Source organism: Bacillus sp. JZ39 (genome assembly GCF_053903145.1).
The window spans coordinates 2,756,542-2,774,930 of record NZ_CP096389.1 but is presented as its reverse complement, the minus strand read 5'-3'; the positions used below and the strand labels follow the sequence as shown (position 1 = coordinate 2,774,930).

The following is an 18,389-nucleotide window of genomic DNA, read 5'->3' as shown; positions in this document are numbered from 1 at the left end:
AACGGGCTTGGTTTTGACGTTATTTTTCTTTTCCGTCGGCAGAGAATGTGATTTAATGAATAAAAACAATAAAGGAGTATCAAATGAAAACAGAATTGATCAGAACCATATCATTATATGACACGATTATCTTACATAGACATGTGCGTCCTGATCCGGATGCCTACGGATCACAGTGCGGGCTTACGGAAATCCTGCGTGAAACATATCCTGAAAAAAATATTTTTGCGGTCGGCACGCCTGAACCGTCCCTCTCTTTTTTATATTCCCTCGATGAGGTGGACAATGAAACATATGAAGGCGCACTTGTCATTGTCTGTGACACGGCAAATCAAGAAAGAATCGACGATCAGCGTTATCCTTCAGGCGCCAAACTAATGAAAATCGACCACCATCCGAACGAAGATCCATACGGTGACCTTCTCTGGGTCGATACAAGCGCCAGCTCAGTAAGTGAAATGATTTACGAGCTGTATTTAGAAGGAAAAGAGCACGGCTGGAAGCTGAATACGAAAGCGGCAGAGCTGATCTACGCCGGCATTGTTGGAGATACCGGACGCTTTTTATTTCCGAATACCACGGAAAAAACATTAAAATATGCAGGCGAGCTCATTCAGTATCCATTCTCTTCCTCAGAGTTATTTAATCAATTGTATGAAACAAAACTGAATGTGGTGAAGCTTAACGGCTTTATCTTTCAAAATGTGTCTTTGTCCGAAAACGGGGCTGCTTCTGTTTTCATCAAAAAGGATACGCTTGAAAAATTCGGCACAACGGCTTCTGAAGCGTCGCAGCTTGTCGGGACGCTTGGCAATATCTCAGGTATTCGCGCCTGGGTGTTTTTCGTAGAAGAAGACGATCAAATCAGAGTCAGATTCCGTTCGAAGGGGCCTGTCATTAACGGACTTGCCCGGAAATATAACGGCGGAGGGCATCCGTTAGCTTCAGGCGCCTCTATTTACAGCTGGGATGAAGCTGATCGGATTTTAGCTGATCTGGAAACATTATGTAAAGAACACGAGTAGAGGGGAGACCCTCTCTCTTAGTGTTCATCTGTGACGGGGATGAACCAGCAGCCGAAATCAGTAAGGTCCTCGTAGACTTGGAGATTGTGTGATTGAAGTTCTTTTTTGATGAGGGAAGCGAGTGAGTTTGTTTCGGCATATGCAGAAAAACCTTGTCTGAGACGGGCTGCTTGATCTTTTGCTAACTGACGGTCACTGTAAACCTCCATTTCCCTTCCTCCTTCCTTTCGCCATTAAGCCTCACATATAGTTTATAAAAAAGAATGGGAAAAAGCGACAGAAGTTTGGAGAATTTGAAAAAAATCCATAATTATGTGGCGAAAGATATTTCAAGTTCCACTGTCAGCCTCGTATAAATAATCAATTCTCTGACGGTTGCCTCGTATTTTTTTTCATTGATCATATAGACTTTATTTTCAATTGTCCGCTTCAAGAGATCCTTTGTTTGATAGACGCTCTCTATGTCTTTTGTAATCACCTCTGAAATATCATCCTTTACATGCTCCTCGAATTTCGTTTTATCCGGCTGTGATATTTTATATTTATCCCCATTCAGCAATTTGACGCTGACGCTTTGAATCAGCAGTTTTCTTTTATTATCTTCATTCAGTTTATGGAGGTCTTCCTGATAGATCGAAATTTGATTGTTCAAGTCTTTTACATGCTCTTTTTGCTTTTCGATGAGGCTGACCTGCTCCTCTTGGAATGTTCCGTAGGTAAACAGGAAAAAGAACCAGCTGATTACGGCCCCGCACATCATTCCCGCGAAAAAACGCTGCCATCCCGGTTTTTTGTAATGCTGGGGGACCCTCATGAAGAAAGATGCTCCTGGGTCAGCCATGATATAATAAGCCAGCCGCTTTGCGCGCCCCCCATGGCCGAAATAATTAAAAGAAGCTGTTTAAAGATATCTCTCGTATTGCCTTCGAGTATGCCGCGTTCAAAGCTGTATACCGCATCAAAGGTGCCTCCGATAGCTGCGACAAGCGCCCATATTTTTAACCGGTTGGCAAGCTTTGTTATGGCTGTAAGCGGGGGTTCGCCCGCCAAGTATGCTCCGAGCCCTCCAATGAGTGCGCCCCCGATCAGCACCCCTAACGCAATGAAGTAGCTATTGATAAAATTCACCATAAATCCTGCTTCCTGATCCATCTTTATCACCTCACCTTTTATATCATATTGAGCTTTCAGGACAAGTATGATGATGAGTCAAAAAAGAACATTTGTTTCTTTTGGAAACCGGCCTTATAATGAGGGAAGAAATGAATCGTAATGAGAAAGAGGTGATAGCATGTCTTTTGTTCACCTGCAAGTGCATAGCGGGTATAGCCTGCTAAACAGCGCCGCGGCTGTGGAAGAGCTCGTCAGTGAAGCTGACAGGCTCGGATATGCGTCTTTGGCGCTGACAGATGATCATGTCATGTACGGAGCTATTCAATTTTATAAAGCTTGCAAGGCGAGAGGGATCAACCCAATAATCGGTTTGACGGCTTCTGTTTTTACAGATGACAGCGAGCTTGAAGCATACCCGCTCGTCCTGCTGGCAAAATCAAATACAGGCTATCAAAACCTGCTGAAAATCAGCAGCGTTCTGCAATCTAAATCAAAAGGCGGACTGAAGCCGAAATGGCTTCACAGTTATCGAGAAGGGATTATCGCAATAACGCCCGGCGAAAAAGGATATATTGAAACGCTTCTTGAAGGAGGGCTGTTCGAACAGGCTGCTCAAGCCTCGCTGGAATTTCAGTCTATATTCGGAAAGGGAGCTTTTTATTTCTCCTATCAGCCTTTTAAAGGGAATCAAGTCTTGTCTGCGCAGATTCTAAAGCTATCAGAAGAAACGGGTATCCCTGTTACGGCCACAGGCGATGTGCATTACATAAGGAAGGAAGATAAGGCTGCCTACCGTTGTTTGAAAGCGATTAAAGCGGGGGAAAAACTGACGGATGCACCCGCTGAAGATTTGCCTGATCTCGATTTGAAACCTCTCGAAGAAATGCAAAACATTTATCGAGAGCATCCCGAGGCACTGCAAGCTTCTGTAGAGATCGCGGAACAATGCCGGGTTGACGTCAGTCTCGGGCAGACCCGTCTACCGTCTTTTCCGACCCCAGGCGGAACGTCCGCTGATGATTATTTAACGGATATCTGTATGGAGGGACTTCGCAGCCGTTTCGGCAAGCCTGATGAACGATACCTTCGCCGTCTTCAATATGAGCTTGATGTCATCAAGCGGATGAAGTTCAGCGATTACTTTCTGATCGTGTGGGATTTTATGAAGCACGCCCATGAAAAAGGGATTGTTACAGGACCGGGAAGAGGTTCTGCGGCGGGTTCTCTTGTGGCATATGTGCTGTATATCACAGATGTTGACCCGATTAAGCATCACCTTCTGTTTGAAAGATTTTTAAATCCCGAACGCGTCAGCATGCCGGATATTGATATTGACTTTCCCGATACTAGAAGGGATGAAGTCATTCAATATGTTCAGCAGAAATACGGTGCAATGCACGTCGCACAGATTATCACCTTTGGAACACTTGCGGCAAAGGCGGCGCTCCGGGACGTCGGCAGAGTATTCGGCGTCAGCCCGAAGGAGGCAGATCAGCTTGCAAAACTCATTCCTTCAAGACCGGGAATGACGCTGGATGAAGCGAGACAGCAGTCACCGCAGCTGGATAAGCGGCTTCGGGAGTCAAGCCTGCTTCAGCAAGTCTATTCAATTGCCCGGAAAATAGAAGGGCTGCCAAGGCATGCATCAACCCACGCAGCGGGCGTTGTCCTGAGTGAAGAACCGTTAACAGATGTTGTTCCGCTTCAAGAAGGGCATGAAGGGATCTATTTAACGCAATACGCGATGGACCATCTTGAAGACTTGGGCCTTTTAAAAATGGATTTCTTAGGCTTGAGGAATCTGACACTTATTGAATCCATCACTTCAATGATTGAAAAAGAAGAAAATATTAATATAGATCTTTCAAGTATATCCTACAGCGATGACAAAACGTTCTCCTTGCTGTCAAAAGGGGATACGACAGGCATTTTCCAACTTGAATCTGCAGGGATGAGAAGCGTCTTGAAACGGCTAAAACCTTCGGGCCTAGAAGATATTGTGGCGGTCAATGCACTGTATCGGCCGGGTCCGATGGAAAATATTCCGTTATTTATCGACCGTAAACACGGCCGGGCGCCTGTTCACTATCCTCATGAAGATTTAAGGAGCATTTTGGAAGATACATATGGCGTCATTGTGTATCAGGAACAAATTATGATGATTGCTTCCCGTATGGCGGGGTTTTCTTTAGGCGAAGCGGACCTATTGAGAAGGGCGGTCAGCAAAAAGAAAAAAGAAATCCTGGACAGAGAGCGAAGCCATTTTGTTGAAGGGTGCTTAAAAAAGGAGTATTCTGTAGACACTGCAAATGAGGTCTACGATTTAATCGTCAAATTCGCAAACTATGGCTTTAACAGAAGCCATGCGGTGGCATACAGCATGATCGGGTGCCAGCTTGCGTATTTGAAAGCTCATTATCCGTTATATTTTATGTGCGGATTGCTGACAAGCGTCATTGGCAATGAGGATAAAATCTCTCAATATCTTTACGAAGCAAAGGGGAGCGGGATTCGTATCCTTCCTCCGTCAGTGAATAAAAGCAGTTTTCCGTTTACAGTTGAAAACGGATCTGTCAGATACAGCCTCCGCGCAATAAAAAGTGTAGGCGTCTCAGCAGTCAAAGATATATATAAAGCAAGAAAAGAGAAACCATTTGAAGATCTTTTCGATTTCTGCTTTCGCGTGCCGTCAAAAAGCGTAAATCGCAAAGTGCTTGAAGCACTTATCTTTTCTGGTGCGATGGACGAATTCGGCCAAAACCGGGCCACGCTGCTCGCATCCATTGATGTTGCTTTGGAACATGCTGAGCTATTCGCCGCGGACGATGACCAAATGGGATTGTTTTTAGATGAATCGTTTTCAATTAAGCCGAAGTATGTGGAGACGGAGGAGCTTCCTCTGGTGGATTTACTTGCGTTTGAAAAGGAAACGCTTGGCATTTATTTTTCAAATCATCCTCTCTCCGCCTTCCGAAAACAGCTCACTGCGCAAGGAGCAGTCTCCATTCTGCAGGCTCAGCGGGCAGTCAAAAGGCAGCTTTCACTAGGCGTTCTGCTGTCGAAGATCAAAACGATTCGGACGAAAACAGGTCAAAACATGGCGTTTTTAACGCTCAGTGATGAAACCGGCGAGATGGAAGCCGTAGTCTTCCCTGAACAATTCAGACAGCTTTCTCCCGTTTTAAGAGAAGGCGTTCTTTTGTTCACTGCGGGGAAATGTGAAGTTAGACAAGATAAGATCCAATTCATCATGTCCCGGGCAGAATTATTAGAAAATATGGATGCAGAAAAAGCGCCATCGGTTTATATAAAAATAGAAAGCAGTCAGCACAGCCAGGAGATCCTGGCAAAGATTAAGCGCATTTTGCTGGAGCATAAAGGGGAAACAGGCGTTTATCTCTATTATGAAAGGCAAAAACAGACGATTAAGCTACCTGAGTCGTTCCATATCAATGCAGATCACCAGGTGTTATATCGCTTAAAAGAGCTGTTGGGTCAAAAAAACGTCGTTTTAAAACAGTGGTAACGATTCGCTTTTTGTTATACAATTGGAGCAATTATGTGATCCTGTTTAAATATTCAGATAGATTTACTCCGCAGAATGCAGCAATCAACGCAGCAGTATACGAATCAAAAAATATCCATAAGGAGTGTTTAGGAGAATGTCATTAAGAGAAGAAGCATTACACCTGCATAAAGTCAACCAGGGGAAACTGGAGTCTAAATCAAAAGTAGAGGTCAGAAATGCGAAAGATCTAAGCCTCGCGTATTCTCCGGGTGTTGCAGAACCGTGTAAGGATATTCATGAAGACATTAACAAAGTATATGATTACACAATGAAGGGGAACATGGTAGCAGTTGTAACTGACGGTACAGCTGTACTTGGCCTTGGAAACATCGGCCCTGAAGCGGCGCTTCCTGTTATGGAAGGGAAAGCAGTTCTTTTCAAAAGCTTTGCGGGCGTAGATGCGTTCCCGATTGCTTTAAACACAAACGATGTTGATAAAATCGTTGAAACTGTAAAATTGCTGGAACCGACATTTGGCGGCGTCAACCTTGAAGATATTGCAGCGCCAAACTGCTTTATCATTGAAGAGCGCCTCAAAAAAGAAACAAACATCCCGGTTTTCCATGATGATCAGCACGGTACTGCCATTGTAACCGTAGCAGGTCTTGTGAACGCGCTGAAACTGTCTGGAAAATCCATGTCATCCATTAAAGTTGTCGCAAACGGCGCGGGTGCGGCTGGCATTGCGATTATCAAGCTTCTTCATCATTATGGCGTTCGCGACATTGTGATGTGCGATTCCAAAGGGGCCATTTATGAAGGGCGCCCGAACGGCATGAACGATGTCAAAAATGAAGTGGCGAAGTTCACGAACCAAGATCGCAAAGACGGTTCTCTGAAAGATGTCATCGTTGATGCTGACGTATTTATCGGTGTCTCTGTAGCAGGCGCGTTAACAAAAGAGATGGTTCAAAGCATGGCAAAAGATCCGATTATCTTTGCAATGGCAAATCCAAATCCGGAAATCATGCCGGAAGATGCGCGTGAAGCCGGAGCAAGCGTTATCGGAACTGGCCGTTCTGACTTCCCGAACCAAGTAAACAATGTTCTTGCATTCCCTGGTATTTTCCGCGGAGCACTTGATGTGCGTGCCACTCATATTAACGAGGAAATGAAAATCGCAGCGGTTGAAGCCATTGCTTCACTGGTTTCAGAAGATGAGCTTAGCGCAGATTATGTCATCCCTGCACCGTTTGATAAACGTGTTGCGCCTGCTGTTGCGAAGGCTGTGGCAAAAGCTGCGATGGAAACAGGTGTTGCAAGAATCACTGTTGACCCTGAGGAAGTCGCAGAAAAAACAAGAAAACTTACGATTATTGGTGAATAATTTTAATTCATTCCAAAAATGGCAGCGCGTTGGCGGAGACCGGCGCGCTGTTCTCAAGTTAAACTGACGGCTGAAATTTTTTTAGGGGGTTAGCCTTAAAAAAATTTCAGCCGGGTTTAACATTATATTTGAATGCGCTGTCAACCTTGTCGTTTCAACACCTTATCTGATTTCATACAAGCCTTTCCGAGCACGTCATCGAATAAAAAGTTGTCGAATTGAGGATGACAGCGTTTGACAAAAAAAGTACAATAGTTTCGGTAAAGTTATTAGCAAGTCTATCTGTTTGATGACATGCGGTGAAGAGAACCCTTCACAAAAGGGAGGTAATCATTTGTTAAAGGATATATTCACGAAAAAGAAAAAGTATGCTTCCGTACCATCTGAACAAGCGAAGCACGATGTTCCGGAAGGCATTATGACAAAATGTCCTAAGTGTAAAAAAATCATGCTCACTAAAGAGTTGGATAAAAATATGCGGGTATGCATGAACTGCGATTATCATTTCCCAATGAACGCAAAACAGCGTATCGAAAGCTTGATGGATGAACAATCCTTTGAGGAATTCAATCAGGGAATGCTCTCGGAAAATCCGCTTGGTTTCCCGGGATATCTGGAAAAGCTTGAAAAAGATCGCGAGAAAACATCCTTAAACGAGGCTGTTGTGACAGGCAAAGGCACCATCGGCGGACACCCGGCTGTTGTCGCCGTCATGGATTCTTCATTCAGAATGGGCAGCATGGGTTCAGTCGTCGGTGAAAAAATCACGCTTGCGATTGAAAAAGCAAAAGCTGATAAAGTTCCGTTTATTATTTTTACGGCTTCAGGCGGCGCTAGAATGCAGGAAGGCGTATTAAGTTTGATGCAGATGGCTAAGACAAGCTCTGCGTTAAAACTGTTCAGTGAAGAACAGGGTCTTATTATTTCAGTAATGACGCATCCGACTACCGGGGGCGTATCAGCAAGCTTTGCATCCCTTGGCGATTACAATTTCGCTGAGCCTGGCGCGCTGATCGGTTTTGCCGGAAGACGAATTATTGAACAGACAATAGGAGAAAAACTGCCTGAGGACTTCCAAACGGCTGAATTTTTATTAAAACATGGACAGCTTGATGCGGTTATTCATCGCGACGATATGAAAAAAACGTTAGAAAATCTGCTGGATATGCATCAAACAGGAGGTGACATTGAGTGGCTCCAAGATTAGAATTTGAAAAACCGGTGATTGAACTGCAAACCAAAATTGCCGAACTAAAAAAATTCACCCAAGATTCCGATATGGATCTAAGTGCGGAAATCGAACGGCTCGAAGACCGTCTCGCTAAGCTTCAGGATGATATTTATAAAAATTTGAAGCCATGGGACCGGGTTCAAATCGCGCGTCTGGCGGACCGTCCGACAACTCTTGATTATATCGAACACCTGTTTACCGACTTTTTTGAATGTCACGGAGACAGAGCGTACGGGGACGATGAAGCCATTGTCGGCGGGATTGCGAAGTTCCACGGCCTCCCTGTAACGGTTATCGGGCATCAGCGCGGTAAAGACACGAAGGAAAACCTAGTCCGCAATTTTGGGATGCCGCATCCAGAAGGCTACAGAAAAGCGCTTCGTCTGATGAAACAGGCTGACAAATTTAACAGACCAATTATCTGTTTTATTGATACGAAGGGGGCATACCCTGGACGAGCAGCTGAAGAAAGAGGACAAAGTGAAGCTATTGCCAAAAACCTGTTTGAGATGGCCGGCCTTCGAGTGCCTGTTATCTGCATCGTCATCGGTGAAGGCGGAAGCGGCGGAGCCCTTGGTCTGGGTGTAGGCAATCACTTGCATATGCTGGAAAACTCTACTTATTCTGTTATTTCTCCGGAAGGTGCCGCGGCACTTTTATGGAAGGACTCCAGTCTTGCTAAAAAAGCAGCAGAAACAATGAAAATCACTGCGCCGGATTTAAAAGAATTAGGTATTATAGATCATATGATTAAAGAAGTAAAAGGCGGAGCGCACCATGATGTGAAGCTGCAAGCAAGCTATATGGACGAAACCCTTAAACAATCGTTAAAAACTTTGCTGAAGCTGAGCGAAGAAGAATTAGTTCAGCAGCGCTATGAAAAATATAAAGCAATTGGCAAAGTCTCGGTTGAAGATCAATATATCGGGGTAAACTAAATAAACGTGAAGCCTTTGGCTCACGTTTATTTTTTGTGACATTCCTTAAATTTTATTTAAAAACAATTTATTTAATTGTATAATAGGTAAGGTTTCATAGGGAGGATGGAGATCCCTTTTCATTGTTTTTAGGGCAATGATCATGTTATGTTTAATCATATATGTTGCTGAGGTGAATGGAGAATGAAACGTATAGGGGTATTAACGAGCGGCGGGGATTCCCCGGGAATGAACGCAGCAGTTCGCGCAGTAGTCAGAAAAGCGATCTATCATGACGTTGAAGTTTACGGTATTTACAACGGGTACGCGGGATTGATCAGCGGAAAGATTGAAAAGCTTGAACTCGGATCAGTAGGCGATATTATACATCGTGGAGGAACTAAGCTTTATACGGCAAGATGTCCTGAATTCAAAACAGTTGAAGGCCGTGAAAAAGGGATAGAAAACTTGAAGAAGCTTGGTATTGAAGGCCTTGTTGTTATCGGCGGAGACGGTTCATATATGGGTGCGAAAAAATTAACGGAACACGGGTTTCCATGTGTAGGTGTACCGGGTACAATTGATAATGACATTCCGGGCACTGATTTTACAATCGGTTTCGATACAGCTTTAAATACAGTAATTGACGCAATTGATAAGATTCGCGATACAGCGACTTCTCATGAACGTACATATGTAATCGAAGTAATGGGCCGTCATGCCGGCGATATCGCATTGTGGGCCGGTCTTGCAGGGGGCGCGGAATCGATCTTAATCCCTGAGGCAGACTATGACATGCACGAAATCATTGCCCGCTTAAAACGCGGCCACGAACGCGGCAAGAAGCACAGTATTATTATTGTTGCCGAAGGTGTAGGCAGCGGTGTTGAATTCGGGAAACGCATTGAAGAAGAAACAAATCTTGAAACTAGGGTATCTGTATTGGGCCATATCCAGCGCGGAGGTTCTCCGAGTGCTGCTGACCGTGTGTTAGCAAGCCGTCTCGGCGCATATGCAGTTGAACTGCTGCTTGAAGGAAAAGGCGGACGCTGTGTAGGTATACAAAACAATAAGCTTGTAGACCATGATATTATAGAAATACTTGAGACAAAACACACAGTTGAGCAAAACATGTATCAGCTTTCAAAAGAACTGTCTATCTAATGTACAGCTGAAGGCTGAAGATTTCAGAAGGAAGTGAACCAAATGAGAAAAACTAAAATTGTTTGTACCATCGGTCCGGCAAGTGAAAGTATTGAAATGCTTACGAAATTAATGGAGTCAGGAATGAACGTGGCTCGATTAAACTTTTCTCACGGAGATTTTGAGGAACACGGTGCAAGAATTAAAAATATCCGCGAAGCAAGTAAAAAACTTGGCAAAAACGTTGGAATTCTGCTTGATACAAAAGGTCCTGAAATCCGCACACATACAATGGAAAACGGCGGTATTGAGCTTGAAACAGGCAAAGAGCTCATTATTTCAATGGACGAGGTTGTAGGAACAACAGATAAAATTTCAGTGACATATGAAGGTTTAGTCCATGACGTTGAACAAGGTTCAACGATTCTGTTAGATGACGGCCTTATCGGTCTTGAGGTACTTGATGTAGATGCCGCTAAACGCGAAATCAAAACAAAAGTATTAAACAACGGAACACTCAAAAATAAAAAAGGTGTTAACGTACCGGGCGTAAGTGTCAATCTTCCGGGTATTACTGAAAAGGATGCGCGAGACATCGTTTTCGGTATTGAGCAAGGAGTAGACTTCATCGCACCATCTTTCATTCGACGTTCCACGGATGTGCTCGAAATCCGTGAGCTTCTTGAAGAGCACAACGCTCAGGATATTCAAATCATCCCTAAAATCGAAAACCAAGAGGGCGTCGACAACATCGATGCGATTCTCGAAGTGTCTGACGGCTTAATGGTTGCACGCGGAGACTTAGGTGTGGAAATTCCAGCTGAAGAAGTGCCGCTTGTGCAAAAAGAACTGATCAAAAAATGCAACGCGCTGGGCAAACCTGTTATTACAGCAACACAAATGCTTGACAGCATGCAGCGCAACCCGCGTCCGACTCGTGCGGAAGCAAGTGACGTTGCAAACGCGATCTTCGACGGAACAGATGCGATCATGCTTTCTGGTGAAACTGCTGCCGGAAGTTATCCGGTTGAAGCAGTTCAAACAATGCATAACATCGCGTCCCGTTCTGAAGAAGCTTTAAATTATAAAGAAATTCTCTCAAAACGCAGAGATCAAGTGGGCATGACAATTACAGACGCAATTGGACAATCTGTCGCACATACGGCGATTAACCTGAATGCTGCTGCGATCGTAACGCCGACAGAAAGCGGCCATACAGCACGTATGATTGCAAAATACCGTCCGCAGGCTCCGATTGTTGCGGTTACTGTAAATGACTCTATTTCCAGAAAGCTTGCCCTCGTATCTGGTGTATTCGCGGAAAGCGGCCAAAATGCGAGCTCAACAGATGAGATGCTTGAGGATGCTGTCCAAAAATCATTGAACAGCGGAATTGTAAAACACGGCGATCTTATCGTTATTACAGCAGGCACTGTCGGTGAGTCCGGCACTACGAACTTAATGAAGGTTCATACTGTCGGCGATATCGTCGCTAAAGGCCAAGGCATTGGACGCAAATCAGCTTACGGTCCGGTTGTTGTTGCACAAAATGCAAAAGAAGCTGAGCAAAAAATGACTGACGGTGCGGTACTTGTTACCAAAAGCACTGACCGTGATATGATTGCATCCCTTGAAAAAGCGTCTGCTCTTATTACAGAAGAAGGCGGTTTGACTAGCCATGCGGCGGTAGTCGGATTAAGCCTTGGCATCCCGGTTATCGTGGGTCTGGAAAATGCGACATCTATTTTGACAGATGGCCAGGATATTACAGTTGACGCTTCCAGAGGCGCAGTCTATCAAGGCCGTGCGAGCGTTCTTTAATTACAGGTGAAAATGGAAGGGGAATCCCTTCCTTTTCTCTTTATCATGCCTTTTGTTGAACAGAACGTGTTACACGTGTGGGGGGCTTGGATATGAGATTTTTGTTTTTGCTTTTTATTGTGTTTCCGGCAATAGAAATCGGCATATTCCTATTTTTAGGCAAGCTGATTGGCATTTTACCGACAGTTCTATTCATGATTCTGACTGGCATTATCGGCGCAGCAGCTGCAAAAAAACAAGGAACCGAAGTGTATTATAAGGTTCAGCGTGATCTTCAATATGGCAAAATGCCGGGGGAAGCGATTGCTGACGGTCTGAGCATTTTCATTGGCGGTCTATTGCTGATGCTTCCGGGCTTTTTATCAGATTTGGCCGGCGCCTGTCTTCTTATCCCGTTTACCCGCGGCTGGTGTAAGCCGATTCTGTTCAAATGGCTGAGAGGAATGTCGAAGAATAAGCGGATCATCATCAAATAAAAAACGGCAGCCATGAAAAAAACGGCTGCCGTTTTATTTTTGCTGAACGGTGATATAGGACCATATTTCTTTTAATGCGCCTGTTGTGATGAAAGCTTGGATGATGACGAGTACAGCCGGTCCCGCAATCAGTCCTAAAAACCCGAATAATTTAAAGCCGGCAAACAGGGCGATGAGCGTTGCCAGCGGATCGATCCCGATAGATTTACTTAGTATCTTGGGCTCTGTCAGCTGCCGCTGAATAAGAACGACGAGGTACAGGATACCAATTCCGATCGCTTGGGGCAGCTGGCCCGTAATCGATAAATACAAAATCCAGGGCACAAATACGGAGCCGGCACCTAAGTAAGGGAGAAGATCTACAAGCCCGATTAAAAAAGCAATTGTTGCGGCGTGTTCAACCTTTAAGAGAGAAAGGCCGATAAATACAATCACCATCGTGATGAAAACGAGGACGGCTTGTGCTTTGATAAAACCAGTCATTGCTTTTTTTAATTCGCTGCTGATTGCTTTGCTGTTAGCTGTCACACGATCCGGCAGAATTAAAACAAGCATGGCTTTCAGCTTGTGCCAATCCTTTGTCATAAAAAAGGTTGCCAGAAGAGAAAAAATCAGAACCGCCGCCGTATTGGGAAGAAGAGCGAAAAATCTCGGGATCATCTCTAGAATGTGGGACAGCAGGAGCCCGGCATTTTTAGCGGCAGAATCACCGAGTGTCTGGATATGAGTGACGATGGAAGCCTGCTGGTTCGTTTCCAATTCTTGAAACAAAAGAGTTAACTCGTTATAGAGCGGCTGAATATGAGTTGTAAACAATTTTTCGCAATATGAAATAAACGTGCTGATATGCGGAGGCAGCGTTTTTGCTAGATAGGCTGTTCCCGTTACGATTTCGGCTACCAGAATGGTGAGGACGCCGAAGGCTGCGAGCAGAAAAAAAGCAAGAACGCCCAGAACATTTATCGTTCGGGGGAATCCTGTCACTTTGTCCAAATAATCGACAACAGGATGAATCACTGAAGAAAGAATAAGGGCGATCAGGAACGGATAAGTTAACGGAAACGAATAATAGGCCGCAGCTATCGACCCTGCGGTCATTGATATGACAAAGAGGGTTCTGAAAAAAATAGTGATATAAGATTGATTCACGAAAACGGTCCTCCTCTCGTCAGCATGTCCTATTTTTTATATGTATTCACGCTGCGGCTGAATATGAATACATTCTCTTAAAGGAGGGATGGCATGTGTTTACACAAGCGAATTTATTTTTAATTTTACTCTTGGCTATCGCACTTATCGCAAAAAACCAATCATTGCTCTTTGCTGTATCCGTCCTTTTGATCATCAAAATCGTTGGGCTTGATCAGAAATTATTTCCGACCATCCAGTCAAAAGGCATTAACTGGGGTGTGACCATTATTACCATCGCCGTTCTTGTCCCGATTGCCACGGGAGAAATCGGATTTAAGCAGCTTGGAGAAGCAATGCGGTCTTCCTACGCATGGATCGCCCTTGGAGCGGGGATCGCAGTGGCGCTGATTGCAAAAAACGGCCTGACCCTGCTTGAAAATGATCCGCATATTACAACTGCTCTCGTGATCGGGACCATTCTTGCAGTCGCGCTTTTTGGAGGAGTTGCGGTGGGGCCGCTGATCGGAGCGGGGATTGCTTATTTAGCCATGCAGATCGTAAAACTGTTCACTTCATAAAAAAAAAAGCGGCCTGAAAGCCGCTTTTTTTTATGCAAAAACCCGCAAATAAAGGCGTTTTTTCGGGGAAATCACAGAATGAAAAAAAAAATTATAGGTAAACATTTAACAAATGTCTGATTATTGTTTATAATGAGAATAGGCTTAAACTTAAATAAGCTTATAAGAATTTGTTATGTTCTTTCATAAGCAAAGGGTTTTAGTTCCAGCAGCCAGTAAAATGTAAGCATTTTCTTTTTGGGGGAGAGAAATACTTGCATCGTGCTTTTTAAGTAAGCCTCATGTTTTTACAACACTCTTAAAGGGGAAATTTATTGAAAAGGAGATGTTATATATGACAGCGACACGCGGTCTTGAAGGGGTTGTAGCAACAACATCATCTGTTAGTTCTATTATTGATGATACCCTTACATATGTGGGGTATGATATCGATGATTTGACAGAGAATGCAAGTTTTGAAGAAATCATCTACTTGCTTTGGCATCTAAGGCTGCCAAACAAAAAAGAGCTTGAAGAGTTAAAGCAGCAGCTTGCAAAGGAAGCTGCCGTTCCGCAAGAAATTATTGAGCACTTCAAATCTTATTCCCTCGAAAATGTTCATCCCATGGCTGCTCTTCGGACAGCAATTTCATTACTAGGCCTGCTTGACAGCGAGGCTGATACCATGAACCCGGAAGCCAACTACAGAAAGGCGATCCGCCTTCAGGCAAAGGTGCCTGGCCTGGTTGCAGCGTTTTCCAGAATTCGCAAGGGTCTTGAGCCTGTTGAACCGAGAGAAGATTACGGTATTGCGGAGAATTTTCTTTACACATTAAACGGTGAAGAGCCTTCACCAATTGAAGTTGAAGCCTTCAACAAAGCATTGATTTTACATGCTGACCATGAGTTGAACGCGTCAACGTTCACAGCGAGGGTCTGCGTCGCAACACTTTCTGACATCTATTCAGGCATTACTGCAGCAATCGGCGCGCTGAAAGGGCCTCTTCACGGCGGAGCGAATGAAGGCGTTATGAAAATGCTGACAGAAATCGGTGAAGTGGAAAACGCTGAGCCGTACATCCGCGCTAAACTTGAAAAGAAAGAAAAAATCATGGGATTCGGCCACCGTGTGTATAAGCATGGTGATCCGCGCGCGAAGCATCTGAAAGAAATGAGCAAGCGCCTGACCAACCTGACAGGCGAAAGCAAATGGTATGAGATGTCGATTCGTATAGAAGACATCGTCACATCAGAGAAAAAGCTTCCGCCTAACGTTGATTTCTATTCGGCTTCTGTATATCACAGCCTCGGTATTGACCATGATTTGTTTACACCGATTTTTGCTGTAAGCAGAATGTCCGGCTGGCTCGCTCATATTCTTGAGCAGTATGACAACAACCGTCTGATCCGCCCGCGGGCAGATTACACAGGCCCTGACAAACAAAAATTCGTTCCGATTGAAGAAAGAGCCTAAAGAACCATTGGAGGCTGGCTTGCGTCAATGAGGTTAGCCTCTTGTTCAGAACATCAAAATTGGGTTACACTTTAAATTGAATGTTAGGAAAAATCATTTTATTTTCTATATAAGAAAAATAAAATGTTTTCTAAATATGAATTACATACTGGGAGGTTTTTATTGTGGCACAAGGTGAAAAAATTACAGTCTCTAATGGAGTATTAAACGTACCAAACAACCCGATTATCCCATTTATCGAAGGAGACGGAACCGGTCCTGATATTTGGAACGCGGCTTCGAAGGTTTTGGAAGCAGCAGTAGAAAAAGCATACAAAGGCGAAAAGAAAATTACATGGAAAGAAGTTTACGCCGGAGAAAAGGCTTATAATAAAACAGGTGAGTGGCTCCCTGCTGAAACATTAGATGTGATCCGCGAATATTTCATCGCGATTAAAGGCCCGTTAACGACACCTGTCGGCGGCGGTATCCGTTCTTTGAACGTAGCGCTCAGACAAGAGCTTGACCTATTCGTCTGCTTAAGACCTGTAAGATACTTTACTGGAGTGCCGTCACCGGTAAAACGCCCTGAAGATACTGATATGGTCATCTTCCGTGAAAATACAGAAGATATTTACGCAGGCATCGAGTATGCAAAAGGCTCTGAAGAAGTGCAAAAGCTTATCAGCTTCCTTCAAAATGAGTTAAACGTCAATAAAATCCGTTTCCCTGAGACATCAGGTATCGGCATTAAGCCTGTTTCAGAAGAAGGAACAAGCCGCTTGGTCAGAGCTGCCATTGATTATGCGATCGAGCATGGCCGCAAATCTGTAACGCTTGTTCACAAAGGAAACATCATGAAGTTCACAGAAGGCGCGTTCAAAAACTGGGGCTATGAACTTGCTGAAAAAGAATACGGAGATAAAGTCTTCACATGGGCTCAATATGACCGCATTGCTGAAGAAGAAGGAAAAGACGCTGCCAACAAAGCGCAAAGCGAAGCGGAAGCAGCAGGAAAAATCATTATCAAAGACAGCATTGCTGACATTTTCCTTCAGCAGATCTTAACGCGTCCAAACGAGTTTGATGTCGTTGCGACAATGAACTTGAACGGAGATTACATTTCTGATGCTCTTGCTGCGCAAGTCGGCGGAATCGGCATTGCTCCTGGAGCGAACATCAACTACGAAACAGGACATGCGATTTTCGAGGCGACGCACGGAACGGCTCCTAAATATGCAGGCCTTGATAAAGTAAACCCATCTTCAGTTATTCTTTCAGGCGTTCTGCTTCTTGAGCATTTAGGATGGAACGAAGCGGCTGATTTGGTTATCAAATCTATGGAAAAAACAATCGCTTCCAAAGTCGTAACTTACGATTTTGCTAGATTAATGGACGGGGCGACTGAAGTGAAATGTTCAGAGTTCGGAGAAGAACTGATCAAAAACATGGACTAAGCAAGGAAAAAGCCTAAAACTAGCCATAAAGGAGAAGAGAGACATGGGAAATACTCGTAAAAAAGTTTCTGTTATCGGAGCAGGTTTTACCGGAGCTACAACTGCATTTTTAATCGCTCAAAAAGAGCTGGCAGACGTTGTTCTTGTTGACATTCCGCAATTGGAGAACCCGACAAAGGGAAAAGCGCTTGATATGCTTGAAGCAAGCCCGGTTCAAGGCTTTGACGCAAAAATTACGGGAACATCCAATTACGAGGATACAGCTGGCTCTGACATTGTTGTCATTACAGCCGGTATCGCAAGAAAACCTGGTATGAGCAGAGATGATCTGGTCTCTACAAACGAAAAGATTATGAGAAGCGTTACCCGGGAAATCGTGAAATATTCTCCTGACTCTATTATTGTGGTGCTGACAAATCCTGTTGATGCAATGACATACGCGGTGTACAAAGAATCAGGCTTCCCTAAAGAGCGGGTAATCGGCCAGTCCGGTGTGCTTGATACGGCAAGATTCAGAACATTTGTGGCAGAGGAATTAAACCTGTCAGTGAAAGATGTGACTGGTTTCGTACTCGGCGGACACGGTGACGATATGGTGCCGCTTGTGCGTTATTCTTATGCTGGCGGTATCCCGCTTGAAACTCTTATTCCGAAAGAACGGATTGACGCAATTGTGGAGCGCACTAGAAAAGGCGGAGGCGAAATCGTGAATCTTCTTGGAAACGGAAGCGCGTATTATGCGCCTGCGGCTTCTCTGACTGAAATGGTCGAAGCGATCTTGAAAGATCAGCGCCGCGTTCTTCCTACAATTGCTTATCTTGAAGGGGAATACGGCTATGAAGGCATCTACCTTGGTGTTCCTACAATTGTAGGCGGCAACGGTCTTGAGCAAATCATTGAACTTGAACTGACAGACTATGAAAGAGCGCAGCTGAATAAATCAGTTGAATCTGTCAAAAATGTCATGAAAGTATTATCCTAATAAAAAGAGAGAAAGGCTTGCTTAATACAGCCTTTCTCTTTTTACTATAAATGAAAGCGCTATCATATACATCTTTATTTCTTTTAAAAATGATGTAAAAGGCGAATTGTCGGAATGTCCTGCTTTCGCTAAAATAAAATCATGAAACATGTTAAGATGACATAAAATAGAGAAATAGGATGTCGGGG

General features: G+C 44.2%; 16 protein-coding genes. 12 read left to right on the top strand and 4 right to left on the bottom strand.

Annotated features, from left to right (window positions below):
• Positions 1–83: 83 nt before the first annotated feature.
• Positions 84–1,025 carry a bifunctional oligoribonuclease/PAP phosphatase NrnA gene (gene nrnA, locus M1D65_RS14255; protein ID WP_004398971.1) on the top strand — a complete coding sequence of 314 codons (942 nt, stop codon included), beginning with the start codon at positions 84–86 and terminating at the stop codon, positions 1,023–1,025.
• A 17-nt stretch (positions 1,026–1,042) separates the two neighbouring features.
• Here the strand turns inward: nrnA and M1D65_RS14250 are convergent, their stop codons facing one another.
• The 3 genes from M1D65_RS14250 to ytrH all read right to left on the bottom strand — a co-directional run bounded on the left by M1D65_RS14250 (position 1,043) and on the right by ytrH (position 2,177).
• Positions 1,043–1,234, bottom strand: a complete 192-nt coding sequence (locus M1D65_RS14250; protein ID WP_003229407.1) for a hypothetical protein — start codon at positions 1,232–1,234, stop codon at positions 1,043–1,045.
• A 101-nt stretch (positions 1,235–1,335) separates the two neighbouring features.
• Complete coding sequence (gene ytrI / locus M1D65_RS14245) at positions 1,336–1,839, bottom strand: sporulation membrane protein YtrI (protein WP_003229408.1); 504 nt, start codon at positions 1,837–1,839, stop codon at positions 1,336–1,338.
• On the bottom strand, positions 1,836–2,177 hold the full coding sequence (gene ytrH / locus M1D65_RS14240) for a sporulation membrane protein YtrH (protein ID WP_003229410.1): 342 nt from the start codon (positions 2,175–2,177) through the stop codon (positions 1,836–1,838). The genes ytrI and ytrH overlap by 4 nt, the downstream gene beginning before the upstream one ends.
• 139 nt (positions 2,178–2,316) lie before the next feature.
• Here ytrH and dnaE point away from each other — a divergent pair, with 139 nt between their 5' ends.
• The 7 genes from dnaE (at position 2,317) to M1D65_RS14205 (ending at position 12,621) form a co-directional block, all read left to right on the top strand.
• Positions 2,317–5,664, top strand: a complete 3,348-nt coding sequence (gene dnaE / locus M1D65_RS14235) for a DNA polymerase III subunit alpha (RefSeq protein ID WP_064670913.1) — start codon at positions 2,317–2,319, stop codon at positions 5,662–5,664.
• A 136-nt stretch (positions 5,665–5,800) separates the two neighbouring features.
• Complete coding sequence (gene maeB, locus M1D65_RS14230) at positions 5,801–7,033, top strand: NADP-dependent malic enzyme (RefSeq protein WP_014664951.1); 1,233 nt, start codon at positions 5,801–5,803, stop codon at positions 7,031–7,033.
• A 334-nt stretch (positions 7,034–7,367) separates the two neighbouring features.
• Positions 7,368–8,240, top strand: coding sequence for an acetyl-CoA carboxylase, carboxyltransferase subunit beta (gene accD / locus M1D65_RS14225; RefSeq protein WP_017695750.1), 873 nt, complete (start codon positions 7,368–7,370; stop codon positions 8,238–8,240).
• Positions 8,225–9,202, top strand: coding sequence for an acetyl-CoA carboxylase carboxyl transferase subunit alpha (gene accA / locus M1D65_RS14220; protein WP_003229417.1), 978 nt, complete (start codon positions 8,225–8,227; stop codon positions 9,200–9,202). Before accD ends, accA begins: the two co-directional genes overlap by 16 nt.
• A 183-nt stretch (positions 9,203–9,385) precedes the next feature.
• A complete protein-coding gene (gene pfkA, locus M1D65_RS14215) occupies positions 9,386–10,345 on the top strand; it encodes a 6-phosphofructokinase (RefSeq protein WP_003237788.1) in 960 nt (319 codons plus the stop codon).
• A 42-nt stretch (positions 10,346–10,387) separates the two neighbouring features.
• Entirely contained in the window at positions 10,388–12,145 is a 1,758-nt protein-coding gene (gene pyk / locus M1D65_RS14210) for a pyruvate kinase (protein ID WP_021480298.1), read from the top strand.
• Between the two features lie 92 nt (positions 12,146–12,237).
• Positions 12,238–12,621 carry an FxsA family protein gene (locus M1D65_RS14205; protein WP_014477640.1) on the top strand — a complete coding sequence of 128 codons (384 nt, stop codon included), beginning with the start codon at positions 12,238–12,240 and terminating at the stop codon, positions 12,619–12,621.
• 33 nt (positions 12,622–12,654) lie between these two features.
• On the opposite strand, the gene ytvI is transcribed toward M1D65_RS14205, so the two are convergent.
• Positions 12,655–13,770, bottom strand: coding sequence for a sporulation integral membrane protein YtvI (gene ytvI, locus M1D65_RS14200; RefSeq protein WP_004399115.1), 1,116 nt, complete (start codon positions 13,768–13,770; stop codon positions 12,655–12,657).
• A 95-nt stretch (positions 13,771–13,865) separates the two neighbouring features.
• On the opposite strand from ytvI, the gene M1D65_RS14195 reads away from it, so the two are divergent.
• The 4 genes from M1D65_RS14195 (at position 13,866) to mdh (ending at position 18,201) form a co-directional block, all read left to right on the top strand.
• Entirely contained in the window at positions 13,866–14,330 is a 465-nt protein-coding gene (locus M1D65_RS14195; RefSeq protein WP_004398695.1) for a DUF441 domain-containing protein, read from the top strand.
• Positions 14,331–14,664: 334 nt separating this feature from the next.
• Positions 14,665–15,783, top strand: a complete 1,119-nt coding sequence (gene citZ, locus M1D65_RS14190) for a citrate synthase (RefSeq protein ID WP_004398810.1) — start codon at positions 14,665–14,667, stop codon at positions 15,781–15,783.
• A 164-nt stretch (positions 15,784–15,947) separates the two neighbouring features.
• Positions 15,948–17,219: an NADP-dependent isocitrate dehydrogenase gene (gene icd, locus M1D65_RS14185; RefSeq protein WP_014477637.1), complete on the top strand. Its 1,272-nt coding sequence runs from the start codon at positions 15,948–15,950 to the stop codon at positions 17,217–17,219.
• 43 nt (positions 17,220–17,262) lie between these two features.
• Positions 17,263–18,201 carry a malate dehydrogenase gene (gene mdh, locus M1D65_RS14180; protein ID WP_003237775.1) on the top strand — a complete coding sequence of 313 codons (939 nt, stop codon included), beginning with the start codon at positions 17,263–17,265 and terminating at the stop codon, positions 18,199–18,201.
• The last annotated feature ends 188 nt before the right edge of the window (positions 18,202–18,389 follow it).